Annotated in this window: 10 protein-coding genes; 2 read left to right on the top strand and 8 right to left on the bottom strand. The window is 71.3% G+C overall.

Going from position 1 to position 12,729, the window contains the following annotated elements:
* Positions 1-18: 18 nt before the first annotated feature.
* The 3 genes from VXC91_RS04720 to VXC91_RS04710 all read right to left on the bottom strand — a co-directional run bounded on the left by VXC91_RS04720 (position 19) and on the right by VXC91_RS04710 (position 4,200).
* Positions 19-1,134 (bottom strand): ADP-ribosylglycohydrolase family protein, encoded by a 1,116-nt coding sequence (locus tag VXC91_RS04720; RefSeq protein ID WP_329505320.1) that lies wholly within the window; start codon positions 1,132-1,134, stop codon positions 19-21.
* 207 nt (positions 1,135-1,341) lie between these two features.
* A complete protein-coding gene (locus VXC91_RS04715) occupies positions 1,342-1,551 on the bottom strand; it encodes a hypothetical protein (protein ID WP_329505319.1) in 210 nt (69 codons plus the stop codon).
* 63 nt (positions 1,552-1,614) lie between these two features.
* The gene (locus VXC91_RS04710) at positions 1,615-4,200 is read right to left on the bottom strand and encodes a bifunctional FO biosynthesis protein CofGH (RefSeq protein ID WP_329505318.1); all 2,586 of its coding nucleotides are present in this window, start codon (positions 4,198-4,200) and stop codon (positions 1,615-1,617) included.
* Between the two features lie 215 nt (positions 4,201-4,415).
* On the opposite strand from VXC91_RS04710, the gene VXC91_RS04705 reads away from it, so the two are divergent.
* Both VXC91_RS04705 and VXC91_RS04700 read left to right on the top strand, forming a co-directional pair.
* Complete coding sequence (locus VXC91_RS04705) at positions 4,416-5,936, top strand: CehA/McbA family metallohydrolase (RefSeq protein WP_329505316.1); 1,521 nt, start codon at positions 4,416-4,418, stop codon at positions 5,934-5,936.
* Positions 5,937-6,039: 103 nt separating this feature from the next.
* The gene (locus tag VXC91_RS04700) at positions 6,040-6,435 is read left to right on the top strand and encodes a nitroreductase/quinone reductase family protein (protein ID WP_329505315.1); all 396 of its coding nucleotides are present in this window, start codon (positions 6,040-6,042) and stop codon (positions 6,433-6,435) included.
* A 3-nt stretch (positions 6,436-6,438) separates the two neighbouring features.
* On the opposite strand, the gene VXC91_RS04695 is transcribed toward VXC91_RS04700, so the two are convergent.
* The 5 genes from VXC91_RS04695 to VXC91_RS04675 all read right to left on the bottom strand — a co-directional run bounded on the left by VXC91_RS04695 (position 6,439) and on the right by VXC91_RS04675 (position 12,705).
* Complete coding sequence (locus VXC91_RS04695) at positions 6,439-7,890, bottom strand: aldehyde dehydrogenase family protein (RefSeq protein WP_329505314.1); 1,452 nt, start codon at positions 7,888-7,890, stop codon at positions 6,439-6,441.
* Entirely contained in the window at positions 7,887-9,617 is a 1,731-nt protein-coding gene (locus VXC91_RS04690; RefSeq protein ID WP_329505312.1) for an N-acyl-D-amino-acid deacylase family protein, read from the bottom strand. Before VXC91_RS04690 ends, VXC91_RS04695 begins: the two co-directional genes overlap by 4 nt.
* A gap of 140 nt (positions 9,618-9,757) precedes the next feature.
* Positions 9,758-10,876: an LLM class flavin-dependent oxidoreductase gene (locus VXC91_RS04685; protein ID WP_329505310.1), complete on the bottom strand. Its 1,119-nt coding sequence runs from the start codon at positions 10,874-10,876 to the stop codon at positions 9,758-9,760.
* Positions 10,877-10,977: 101 nt separating this feature from the next.
* Positions 10,978-11,754 (bottom strand): SDR family NAD(P)-dependent oxidoreductase, encoded by a 777-nt coding sequence (locus VXC91_RS04680; protein ID WP_329505309.1) that lies wholly within the window; start codon positions 11,752-11,754, stop codon positions 10,978-10,980.
* 9 nt (positions 11,755-11,763) lie between these two features.
* A complete protein-coding gene (locus VXC91_RS04675; RefSeq protein ID WP_329505307.1) occupies positions 11,764-12,705 on the bottom strand; it encodes an LLM class F420-dependent oxidoreductase in 942 nt (313 codons plus the stop codon).
* Positions 12,706-12,729: the final 24 nt, after the last annotated feature.

Genomic DNA, 12,729 nt, shown 5'->3' with positions numbered 1-12,729 from the left:
GGGGGACGACGTACGGGCCTACGCCCGGGGGTACCGCGCGAGCCACCCCTGCGACGACCCGGTAGGCCCGTGCAGTGCGGCGCCCTGCGTCATCTCCATGGCGAAGTCGTCCGCCAGCACCAGCATCGTGGGACGGCCCTCCAGCTCGGCCAGCCAGGCCGGCGGGAGGGCCGTCTCGCCGTACAGGGCGCCGAGCAGTCCGCCGGTGAGCGCACCCGCGGCCCCCGACGGTCCCCCGTGATTCACCGCGAGGCACAGCCCGTGCCGTACGTCCTCCCCCACCAGTGCGCAGTAGACGGCGACGGCCAGCGCCCCCTCCGCCCCACCGCTCCCGGCGAGGTCCTCGATACGCGCCGGCATGGGCATCCCCTGCCGCACCGCGCCCAGCGCGTGCTGCAACGCGTCGGCGACGGGCTGCTGCCCGGGCCGCGGGGCGAGCAGTGCGAGGGCCTGCTGCACGGCCGCGTCCGGGTTCTCGCCACGGGCCAGGGCATGCACGATCACGGCATACGCGCCCGCGGCCAGGTAGGCCGTGGGGTGTCCGTGCGTCTGCGTGGCGCACTCGACCGCGAGCTGCAGCACGAGCTGTGGTTCCCAGCCGACGAGCAGCCCGAAGGGCGCGGAACGGGCGGCCGCCTCAGGCCCCTGTTCGCCGGGGTTCTTGGGCGCGTCCAGCGTGCCCATGGTCTCGTCGCCGAAGCCGAGCAGACAGGCCCGGTCCGGGGAGCGGCGGGCGTACAGCCACTCCTCGCGGGCCAGCCAGCCGTCGTCCTCGCGGCGCTCGTCGGGTCCCCAGTCCCGCTGGGTGGCCACCCAGCGCAGATACGCGCGATGGAGATCGGTCGGCGGGTGCCAGGCGCCGGTGTCGCGGCGGACCTGGGCACGGATGAGCCCATCGACGGAGAACAGGCTGAGCTGGGTGAGATGGGTGATCGCGCCGCGCCGGCCGTGCTCGGACGCGAGGTCGCCCAGCCCGTCATGGCCGTACGCCTCACGGATCTCCTCCAGGGAGAGCCCGTCGAGCGGTGCACCCAGGGCATCACCGACGGCCACGCCGAGCAGGGTTCCGCGCACGCGGCTGCGAAAGTCCTGCTGCTGGGTCCGGCCCCAGGGGGCACCGGCTGTCGCGCCCACCCAGGCCTCCTCAGGGCACCGTCCGCACGTCCGACAGTTCAGCACTGTAATCGAACGGGAACGGTCGATTCAGGGCACCGAGGAGTCAGGCGCGCCACACCCGCGGACAGGCCCGTGCGGTGGCACTCCTGGCCGAGGGCGCGGAGAAGGCGCCGTGGCGTGCCGGCCGTGGCCCTGGCCGCGACCGGCACGCGCGCCTTCCGTGCGTCAGGCGGCGGCCCTGCGGCGCACGGCGAGGACGACTCCGACACCCAGCGCGAGGGCGAGGAGCGCGACGCGGCCGACGAGCAGCGCGCCACCGTGGCCGGTGAACGCGAGCCCACCGCCCGAACCGGCCGCCCGGTCGGCGGAAGGGCACACCTCTGCGACCACCTTTGCCCCCACTTCGTCGCCCAGAGCAATATCACGGAACGTCACAAGGTGTTCCGCTCCTCCCGCCGCGGCCGGCCGAGGGAGAAGCGGAGGGCGTCGCCGGTCTCCTCAGTCCAACACCGGCAGCAGTTCGGGCAGATGCCCGTCCGACACCTCCGCCGCCCGCTGTCGTTCCTCAGGGACCTCGCCGTACAGCGTCGTACGCGGTTTCGCAGGGCGGCCCGCCGCCTCCGCCACCGCGACGAGCTCCTTGACGGACTTGTACGACCCGTACGACGAGCCCGCCATGCGGGAGATGGTCTCCTCCATCAGCGTGCCGCCCAGATCGTTGGCGCCGGAACGGAGCATCTCCGCCGCGCCCTCGGTGCCCAGTTTCACCCAGCTGGTCTGGATGTTGGGGATGTGCGGGTGCAGCAGGAGGCGTGCCATGGCGGTGACGGCACGGTTGTCGCGCATCGTCGGGCCGGGGCGCGCGATGCCCGCCAGATAGACGGGCGCGTTGGTGTGGATGAAGGGGAGGGTGACGAACTCGGTGAACCCGCCCGTCTGCTGCTGGATCCGGGAGAGGGTGCGCAGGTGGCCCAGCCAGTGACGCGGCTGGTCCACATGGCCGTACATCATGGTCGACGACGAGCGGATGCCCAGCTCGTGCGCCGTCGTCACCACCTCGACCCAGGTGGCCGTCGGCAGCTTGCCCTTGGTCAGGACCCAGCGCACCTCGTCGTCGAGGATCTCGGCCGCGGTGCCGGGGATCGTGTCGAGACCTGCCTCCTTCGCCGCCGTCAGCCACTCGCGGATCGACATGCCGGTGCGCGTCGCGCCGTTCACCACCTCCATGGGGGAGAAGGCGTGGACGTGCATCCCGGGGACGTGGGACTTCACCGCCTTCGCGATGTCGAAGTAGGCGGTGCCGGGCAGGTCGGGGTGGATGCCGCCCTGCATGCACACCTCCACCGCGCCCACGTCCCATGCCTGTCGGGCGCGGTCGGCGACCTGGGTCAGGGAGAGGGTGTAGGCGTCGGTGTCCGTGCGGCGCTGCGCGAACGCACAGAAACGGCAGCCGGTGTAGCAGACGTTGGTGAAGTTGATGTTGCGGGTGACGATGTAGGTGACGTCGTCGCCGACCACCGACGTGCGGACGTCGTCCGCCACCCGGCACAACGCGTCCAGCGCGGGGCCGTCCGCATGCAGCAGGGCCAGCGCCTCCGCGTCGCTCAGCTTCGTCGGGTCGTCAGCCGCCCGGCGAAGCGCCACCCGTACGTCGGTGTCGATGCGCTCGGGCGCCATGCCCGGCACGGCCGCCTCCCGCAGCGCCCCCCAGTCGCCGTACACCTCGTCGAAGTCGTCCCGCCGGTCGCCGGTGCGCCCCACGGTGTCGATGGTGCGGTGCAGGTCCGTGCGCCCCGACGCCCGGAACACCTCCTCCGGCTCCTGCCACGGATGTCCCTCGACGACCGCGTCCGTACGCGCCAGCCCCGACTCCGGGTCCGCCAGCGCCCGGACGTGGGGCAGCAGCCTCGGATCCAGCCAGGGCTCGCCGCGCTGGACGAACTCCGGGTAGACGCAGAGGCGTTCGCGCAGTTCGAAGCCCGCCGCGCGGGAGCGCTCGGCCAGCCGCTCGATCTGCGGCCAGGGCCGCTCCGGGTTCACATGGTCGATGGTCAGCGGCGAGACCCCGCCCCAGTCGTCGATGCCCGCGCCGATGAGTCGCCCGTACGCGCCGTCCACCAGGTTCGGTGGTGCCTGGAGGCAGGCCGCCGGGCCCATGATGTGCCGGGCGACGGCCACCGCGGCCACCAGTTCGTCCAGTTCCGCGTCCGGCATGCCCCGCATCGCCGTGTCCGGCTTGGCGCGGAAATTCTGGATGATCAGTTCCTGGATGCCGTGATGGCTGCGGGCCACCTTCCGCAGCGCGAACAGCGACTCCGCCCGCTCCTCGTACGTCTCACCGATCCCGATCAGGATCCCCGACGTGAAAGGCACCGAGGAACGCCCCGCGTCCTCCAGCACCCGCAGCCGCACGGCCGGTTCCTTGTCCGGGGAGCCGTAGTGCGGGCCGCCCGGCTCGGACCACAGCCGGGTCGCCGTGGTCTCCAGCATCATCCCCATCGACGGGGCGACCGGCTTCAGGCGCTGGAAGTCCGTCCACGACATCACCCCCGGGTTGAGGTGAGGCAGCAGCCCCGTCTCCTCCAGGATCCGGACGGAGACGGCCCGCACATAGGCGATCGTGTCGTCGTACCCGTGCGCGTCCAGCCACTCGCGCGCTTCGGGCCAGCGGTCCTCGGGCTTGTCCCCGAGGGTGATCAGCGCCTCCTTGCAACCCAGCGCCGCCCCCTTGCGGGCGATGTCCAGGACCTCGTCCGGGGACATGAACATCCCGTGCCCGGCCCGGCGCAGCCTGCCCGGCACCGTGACGAAGGTGCAGTAGTGGCACTTGTCCCGGCACAGCCGGGTCAGCGGGATGAAGACACTTTTGGAGTAGGTGATGACACCGGGCCGGCCCGCGGCCCGCAGGCCGGCGTCCCGCACCCGGGCGGCCGAGGCGGCCAGATCCTCCAGATCGCCGCCACGGGCCTGGAGCAGCACCGCCGCCTCGGCGACGTCCAGTGCGACTCCGTCACGAGCACGTTTCAGGGCGCGACGCATGGAGTTCTCGGTGGGTCCGGTTCCGGAGGCCGCGGAAGTCGTCATCCTCCGAGGATACGTTTGCGGTGATCAGGTCATACAGGGCGCTCGTGTCCCGACGGGACGGCGTCGACCGCCACCACGGAGCGACGGCAACTCCCTGTTAGGCCGACACGTAGCTGCCGATCGGCTTCCCGTGGAATGGAGTTCACGGGTGAACAGCACAGTGGAGCGCACCACCTCTGCACCACCCCGTGATCCGACACTTTGGGAGCAGCAGCATGTGCGAGGACGACCACGGCATCGGCAGACGCGCACTGTTCGTGACGGGTGCGGCCGCCGCGCTTACGTTGGGAACCGTGAGCTTCCCCAACGGGTCCGCCGCGGAGGCGGCCGACAACCAGGAGACGAAGACGGTGCGCGGCACGCTGCCCACCGGCTCCCCCGACTTCGTCTACCTCCCGGTCGACGTCCCCGAAGGCGTCCGCGAGATCAAGGTCTCCTACACCTACGACAAGCCGTCCGTCCCGGCCGGCACCCAGGGCAACGCCCTCGACATCGGCATCTTCGACGAGCGCGGCACGGAACTGGGCGACAAGGGCTTCCGCGGCTGGTCCGGCGGTGCGCGCACGGAGTTCTTCATCCGCGCGGACGACGCCACCCCGGGGTACATCCCGGGCCGGATCCGCGCCGGCACCTGGCACATCGCGCTCGGCCCGTACACAGTGGCGCCGCAGGGCCTGACGTACGAGGTGACGATCACGCTCACCTACGGCACGCAGGGCGAGACCCCGGCGCCCGTGTATCCGCCGAACCGGGCCAAGGGCCGCGGCCGCGCCTGGTACCGGGGTGACTGCCACATGCACTCCTGGTACTCCGACGGCCGCCGTACGCCCGCGGAGATCGCGGCGCTGGCCCGGTCGGCCGGCCTCGACTTCATCAACACCTCGGAGCACAACACCCACTCCTCCCACGCGCACTGGGCCGACCAGGCGGGTGACGACCTGCTGATCATGCTGGGCGAGGAGGTCACCACGCGGAACGGTCACGTGCTGGCGGTGGGCACCGATCCGGGCACGTTCATCGACTGGCGCTACCGGGCGGGCGACAACCGCTGGGCCCGCTTCGCTCGGGAGATCCGCCGGACCGGTGGCCTGGTCGTCCCTGCTCATCCGCACGCCACCTGCATCGGCTGCGGCTGGAAGTTCGGCTTCGGCGAGGCGGACGTGCTGGAGGTGTGGAACGGCCCCTACACGCCGGACGACGAGGTGACGCTGGCGGAGTGGGACAACACGCTGGTGGCGGCGGTCCGGGAGGAGCACGGCCGGTGGCTGCCGGCGATGGGCAACAGCGACGCCCACCGCGACCCGGACGCGATCGGCACCCCGCAGACGGTCGTCCTCGCCGACGATCTGACCCGGGAGGCCATCCAGGAGGGCATCCGCGCGGGCCGCTCGTACGTCGCCGAATCGAAGAACGTCTCGCTGACGTTCACGGCGGCGGGCGGCCGCGGCGAACACGCGGGCATCGGCGAACGGCTGCGGGTGGACCGCGACACCCCGGTCACGGTCCGTCTGGAGGCACAGGGCGCGCCCCGCTGCACGGTCCGTTTCGTCACCGACCAGGGCGTGCTGTTCACCAGCGACCCGCTGCCGGTGACCGGGTCGGGCACCGTCGAGTGGCGCACGACGGCGCAGTACGCCGCGTACGTGCGGGCGGAGCTGCGGCACGAGGCGGCGGTGGGCCCGTTGCCGGGCGTCCTGGCCGCATTCACGAACCCGATCTTCCTGGGCCGGGCGTAGGCCCACCGGGGGCGCGCGGCCTATTGCCGCGCGCCCCGGTGCGGGGTCTGCGAGACTGCGTGGGGCGCCTCGCCCTTCACGTCGTCAGGGGGAACACGCGATCATGCCGGGCTTCACCGACTTCAAGTACCGTGCGATCACGGCGCTTCAACGCCGGCTCGTCAATCCGGTGCAGCGGCGCATGCCGCTCCAGACGCTCCTGGAGACCACGGGCCGCATCTCGGGCCTGCCGCGCCAGACCCCCCTGGGCGGGCGCCGCATCGGCGATTCCTTCTGGCTGGTCTCCGAGCACGGCGAGAAGTCCCAGTACATCCGCAACATCCGGGCCGACCCCCGGGTGCGTGTCCGCATCCGGGGACGCTGGTACCCGGGCACCGCCCATGTACTCCCGGACGACGACCCCCGGGTCCGGCTGAAGACGCTGCCCCGTCTGAACAGCAAGGCGGTGCGGGCGCTCGGGACGGGGCTGCTCACCGTACGGGTGGACCTGGACGATTGAGGGTCATCCCGGCCAGACGATCGCCTGCAGTTCGCTGTACGCGTGCAGGGCGTACGAGCCGACGTCACGACCGACGCCGCTCTTCCTGAAACCGCCGAACGGGGCCTCCATGTTGCGGCCGACGGTGTTCACGCCGACACCGCCGGCGCGCAGTCGGCGGGCGACGCGGAAGGCACGCGCCACGTCCCCGGACCAGACGTAGTCGATCAGGCCGTAGTCGCTGTCGTTGGCCAGGGCGATGCCTTCCTCCTCCTCGTCGAAGGGGACGACCACGACCACCGGACCGAAGATCTCCTCCCTGACCACCCTCATGTCGGGCGCGCAGTCCGCGAGAAGAGCCGGGGCGACGTAGAAACCACGCTCGTGCGGCGGACGGACGCCCCCGGCGACCAGTCGTGCGCCCTCCTTGCGGCCCAGTTCCACGTACGACTCCACACGGTCCCGGTGCGCCGCGGAGATCACCGGGCCCACCACCGTTCCCCGCTCGCGCGGATCCCCGACCGCCAGATGGCGTGCGTACGCGGCCAGTCGGGACACCAGACGGTCGTACACGCCCCGCTGGGCGATCACCCGTGTCGGCGCTGTGCAGATCTGGCCGCTGTAGAAGGAGAACGTCGTCCCGATCCCGGCCACCGCGGCGTCCACGTCCGCGTCGTCGAAGACCAGCGCCGCACCCTTGCCGCCCAGCTCCAGCAACTGCCGTTTCATGGAACGGCCGCACACCTCGGCGATGCGCTGCCCGACGGCCGTGGAGCCGGTGAAGCTCACCATGTCGACGTCCGGGCAGTCCACGGCAGCCTCGCCGACCTCCGGGCGCGATCCGCTGACCACGTTCACGACACCGGGCGGCGCGCCCGCCTCCTGGAGCGCCTCGGCCATGCGGTACACCGACAGCGGATCCTGCGGTGCCGGCTTCACCACCACCGTGTTGCCCATGGCCAGCGCGGGCGCGACCTTGCCGGCCGGATTGGCCCAGGGGTTGTTGTACGAGGTGATGCAGGTGACCACGCCGACCGGCTGGCGCACCGCGAGCGCGCCCATGACGGCGGCCCCGCCGAACGGTCCCGCCTCATTGATCTGCGGAGGCAGCGGCTGCTCGACCGGCTCCACGCGCGCGTACCGGCGGAAGCGGGCCACCGCCACCCCGACCTGCATCCCGCGCGCCGTACCGGTCGTGGCACCGCTCTCCGCCTGGGCCAGGTCGGCGTACGGCACGAGGTTGCGCTGCATCACGTCCGCCGCGCGGGCGAGGACGGCCGCTCGCTCCTCGGGGGTCTTCCGCGACCACGGTCCCAAGCCCTCGCGGGCCGCCGCGGCCGCCGCGCGCACCTGCTCCCGGGAGGCCTCCGGCGCCCATCCGACGGTCTCCTCGGTCGCCGGGTCGACGATTTCGTAGTGGCCCCCGTCGGGCTCGACCCAGTCCCCGCCGATGAACAACCGCTGCCGCTGCGTCACGACGTGCTCACCGTCCTGGTGTCCCGCCCGGAGCGCAGCACCCTGCCCGGCACGGCCCCGGTCACCACGTCGTCCCGGATCGCCGCGACACCGTTGACCCAGACCGCCCGCACCCCGATCGCCCTGGAGTCCAGCCGTGGGCTTGCTCCCGGCAGGTCGTGCACCAGGGTGGCCTGACCGGCGTCGACACGCTCCGGGTCGAAGAGGACCAGGTCCGCATGGAATCCCTCCCACACTCGGCCCCGCTCCCGCAGGCCGAACAGCCGCGCGGGGTCGTCCGTCAGCATCTTCACGGCCCGCTCGAGCGGCACCAGCTTCCGGCCGCGCAGACAGTCCCCGAGGAACCGGGTCGTGTACGGGGCGCCGCACATGCGGTCCAGATGGGCGCCCGCGTCCGAGCCGCCGAGCAGGACGTCATCGTGCCGCCAGGTCTCGGCCCGCATCGCCCAGGAGTCGGGGTCGTTGTCGGTGGGCATGGGCCACAGAACGGTCCGCAGCTCGTCATCGGCGCAGATCTCGACCAGGCAGGCGAAGGGATCCAGACCGCGTTCGGCGGCGATGTCATTCACGACCCGCCCGGTCAGGCCCTCGTTGCGCGGGCTGTAGGTGTCCCCGATGACGTACCGACCGAAGTTCGCGAACCGCCGGAAGACGCCCGCCTCCTTGGATTCGGCGCGGCGCAGCATCTCGGCCCGCACCTGCGGGTCGTGCAGCCGCGCGATCCGCTCGGGCACGGGCAGGCCCAGGATCGGGCCCCATCCCGGGATAAGGTTCAGCGCGCAGAAGGTGCCCAGCGACATGTTCATCGGAGTGAGGATCGGCATGGTGAGGGCCACCACCCGGCCGCCCGCCCTGCGGGCGCGCTCGCTCGCCACCAACTGGCGCGGCACGCGTTCCGGGACGGATGCGTCGATCGTGAGGACGTTCCAGTTCAGTGGTCGTCCTGCGGCCGCGCTCATCTCCACGAGCAGGTCGACCTCGGCGTCGCTGAACTGGTCGAGGCAGCCCGCGACGATGGCCTCGATCTGCGTGCCCTCGTGTTCACCCACCGCCCCGGCGAGGGCCAGCAGTTCCGCCGGCCGGGCGTGCCGGGAGGCGACCGGCCGGCCGTCACCGTCGGAGTGCGTGGACGACTGGGTGGTGGACAGCCCCCAGGCGCCCGCGTCCATGGCCTCGTGGAAGAGCCGGAGCATGGCGGCCGACTGCTCCCCGGTCGGCTGTCCGCCGATCGCGTCCGGTCCCATCACATACCGCCGCAGCGCGCAGTGGCCCACCATGAAACCCGCGTTGACGGCGATCCGTCCTTCGAGGGCGTCCAGATATTCCCCGAAGGAGTGCCAGTTCCAAGGTGCCCCTTCCTCCAGGGCGACCAGGGACATGCCCTCGACCTTGGACATCATCCGGCGGGTGTAGTCGGCGTCCCCGGGCCGCGCGGGATTCAGCGGGGCAAGGGTGAAGCCGCAGTTGCCGGCCGCGACCGTGGTGACCCCGTGGTTCAGGGACGGGGTCGCGTACGGATCCCAGAACAGCTGCGCATCGTAGTGGGTGTGCGGGTCGACGAAGCCCGGGGCGAGGACGAGGCCGGTCGCGTCCTCGGACGTGTGCGACTCCCCAGTCACCCTGCCGACGGCGGCGATGCGGCCGTCCCGTATCCCCACGTCCGCGGTGTACCCCGGCGCTCCCGTCCCGTCCACGACGGTCGCACCCCTGATGATGTGATCGAGCATGGACCTTGCCTCCTTGACCTCCGGTGCGGGTGAGCGCCTCGAGAGGGGCGCGGGGCTGTGTCGACGGGCGACTCCGCCGCGTGGGCGCGAACAGCCGCATCGGACCCGCAGTCGCCGGACGGCCCGCAGCCCGACGGCGATCAGGCGCTCTGCCTGAACCGCGTGGTGCGATGCACCGGATCCGTGTCGATCTTCGGAATCACGTGCTCGCCGATCAGCCGGATCGTCTGGAGCGTCTCCTCCTTGGGGATCCCGACCGGCAGTCCGAAGCTGAGCTGGTCGGCGCCCGCCTGCTCCCACCTCTTGCACTGGGTGAGCACCTCGTCGGGGGCGCCGCAGACGAGCAGCTCCTCCTCGATGAGGAGTTCGAGGAATTCCTCGGTGTACTCGGGGAGCGTCTCGGGCCAGACGGGGAAGCCCTCGGGGCGCGGGAAGGTGTCGTGGTAGCGGAAGACGAGGGACGGCAGGTAGTGCAGTCCGCCGTTCATCGCGATCCGGATCGCCTCCTCGTGGGTCGGTGCGCAGATGGCGGTGGTCGTCACCATCACGTTGTCGTTGACGAAGTCCCCGATGGGCTCGGCGTCGACGATCGCCGTCTTGTACTGCTCGAGCACCCACTCCATGTCGGAGACCTTCTGGATGCTGAAACCGAGCACCCCGAGGCCCTTCTTGGCGGCCATGGCGTACGAGGGCCGCGATCCGGCCGCATACCACATCGCGGGGTGCGACTTCCCGTACGGCTTGGGCAGGACCTTGCGCGGCGGGAGCTGCCAGTGCTTGCCCTGGAAGCCGACGTACTCGTCCTGGAGCCACATCTTGGGGAACTCGGCGATGGTCTCCTCCCAGATCTCCTTGGTGTGGTTCATGTCGCTGATGCCGGGAAGGAAGCCGAGAATCTCGTGGGAGCCCGCGCCGCGTCCGCTGCCGAACTCGAAGCGGTTGCCGGTGAGATGGTCGAGCATGGCGACCTTCTCGGCGACCTTCACCGGGTGGTTGACCTGGGCCAGCGGGTTGAAGATCCCGGAGCCGAGGTGGATCCGCTCGGTGGCGTGGGCGAGGTAACCGAGGAAGACGTCGTTGGCGGAGAGGTGGGAGTACTCCTCCAGGAAGTGGTGCTCGGACGCCCAGGCGTACTTGAAGCCGGACTTGTCCGCCTGGATGACGTACTCGGTCTCCTCCATCAGCGCCTTGTGCTCCGCGAGCGGGTCGCTCTCGGCCCGCTTGCCCACATATCCCTGTACAAAGAGCCCGAATTCCAAGGCGGTTCACCGTCCCCACACGTTTTAACTGACATACCGTCAGATACATCTGCCGCCGACTCTGACACCGCCCGGATGGAGCGTCAATAGCTGATGGACAGTCAGATGACCGAGACCCCGGCCAGCCATCCGCCGTCGATCACGAACGGCTGCCCGGTGATGTAGGAGGAGTCGTCACAGGTCAGGAAGAGGGCGAGCCGGGCGACCTCCTCCGGCTTGCCTATCCGTCCGAGCGGTACGAGCCTGCGGTACAGCTCGTCGAGCGCCCGGGACGTCTTCTCGGCGTCCGCCCCGGGATCGAGCAGGGCCGGATTGGACATCGGGGTGTCGATCGCGCCGGGACACATCGCGTTGACGCGGATCCGCCGGGGCGCCAGCTCGATCGCGGCGACCCGGGTGAGGCCGAGGACGGCGTGCTTGGTCGCCGCATAGGTGCCCACGGCCGCCATGCCGGTCACCGCGGTGTACGAAGCGGTGTTGACGACGGTGCCGCCGCCGGCGGCCGCGATCTCGGGCGCGACGGCCCTGATACCGAGGAAACAGCCGACCTGGTTGACCTGTACGACGTTCATGAACTCGTCGAGGGGCGTGTCGACCAGAGCGTTGAACCGCAGGATCCCGGCATTGTTGACCAGCCCGTCGATGCGCCCGTGCGCCTCCTTCGCGGCGGCCACGGCGGCGTCCCAGTCGGCCTCGCGTGCCACGTCGAGGTGGACGTACGACTGCCCCAGCTCCTTGGCGAGCTCCTCCCCCCGGTCGTCGAGCACGTCCGCGAGGACGACCCGGGCGCCCTCCTGGGTGAACAGCCGCGCCTCCTGTTCGCCCTGTCCGCGCGCCGCACCGGTGACGATGACGACGCGCCCGTCCAGCTTGCCCATGGGGTCTCCTCAATGAAGGTGGGGGGCGACCTCGGCGCCGAACGCAGCTATCTGGTCGGTGAGTTCGGCACGGCTCCGGCTGCGGAACCGCACCTGGATCTGGTGCACGCCCATCGCGCCGTACGCACGCAGCGACTCGGCGAGGGCCTCCGGCGCTCCGCTGAGCGTGCGCCGTCCCACGTCCCAACCCGGCTCGCCCACATACAGCGGCTCGGTGATGGAGCCGACGGTGAGGGGCTCCTCGATTCCCGCCTCCGCCCGGAGCCGGAGCAGACGGGCGATCTGGGCGGGCAGCCGGTCGCGGGGATCGCCCTGGGGCAGCCAGCCGTCGCCCTTGAGTGCGGCCCGGCGCACGGCTGCGGGCGAGGAACCGCCGACCCACAACGGGACGCTCGCCCGGGCCGGCCGGGGCCGCTGCCCGAGCCCCGCGAAGTCGTACGACTTCCCGTGGTGCTCGGGGTACTCCTCCGGCCCGAGCGCCGCCCTCAGCGCGTCGATCGTCTCGTCGAGCACCGCGCCCCGCCGGCCGAAGTCCACCCCGAGCGCCACGAACTCCTCCCGCACATGCCCGGCCCCCACCCCGAGGACGAGCCGTCCGCCGGAGAGATGGTCGAGGGTCGCGTACTGCTTGGCGGTCACGAGCGGATGCCGCAGCCCGACGATCGCCACATGGCTCAGCAGGCGCACGCGTTCGGTGACGGCGGCCAGGTGGGCGAGGGTGGCGACGGGGTCGTACCAGACCGTGCTCATGGCGGGGGCGAGGCGCCGCGGGACGGCGACGTGGTCACAGCTCGCCACGTAGTCGAACCCGGCGTCCTCCGCGGCCCGGGCGACGGCGACGAGGTCCTCGGGACCCGCGCCCGCCTCCCAGGCCTCGGCGTAGATCGTGCTCTGGGACTGGATCGGGAGCTGCATCCCGTAGGCCAGTTCCCCGTCCGGCCGCACCTGCATGGATCCACCACCTTACTGACGGTT

Source organism: Streptomyces chiangmaiensis (genome assembly GCF_036281785.1).
Taxonomy (GTDB): Bacteria; Actinomycetota; Actinomycetes; order Streptomycetales; family Streptomycetaceae; genus Streptomyces; species Streptomyces chiangmaiensis.
Note: the sequence above shows the minus strand (reverse complement) of the source record. Positions and strands in the feature narration are given on the sequence as shown.

Bases quoted from the DNA above. Each gene is read 5' to 3' on its own strand.
- VXC91_RS04710 (WP_329505318.1), bottom strand. From the start codon at position 4,200: ATGACGACTTCCGCGGCCTCCGGAACCGGACCCACCGAGAACTCCATG.
- VXC91_RS04705 (WP_329505316.1), top strand. From the start codon at position 4,416: ATGTGCGAGGACGACCACGGCATCGGCAGACGCGCACTGTTCGTGACG.
- VXC91_RS04700 (WP_329505315.1), top strand. From the start codon at position 6,040: ATGCCGGGCTTCACCGACTTCAAGTACCGTGCGATCACGGCGCTTCAA.
- VXC91_RS04690 (WP_329505312.1), bottom strand. From the start codon at position 9,617: ATGCTCGATCACATCATCAGGGGTGCGACCGTCGTGGACGGGACGGGA.
- VXC91_RS04680 (WP_329505309.1), bottom strand. From the start codon at position 11,754: ATGGGCAAGCTGGACGGGCGCGTCGTCATCGTCACCGGTGCGGCGCGC.
- VXC91_RS04675 (WP_329505307.1), bottom strand. From the start codon at position 12,705: ATGCAGGTGCGGCCGGACGGGGAACTGGCCTACGGGATGCAGCTCCCG.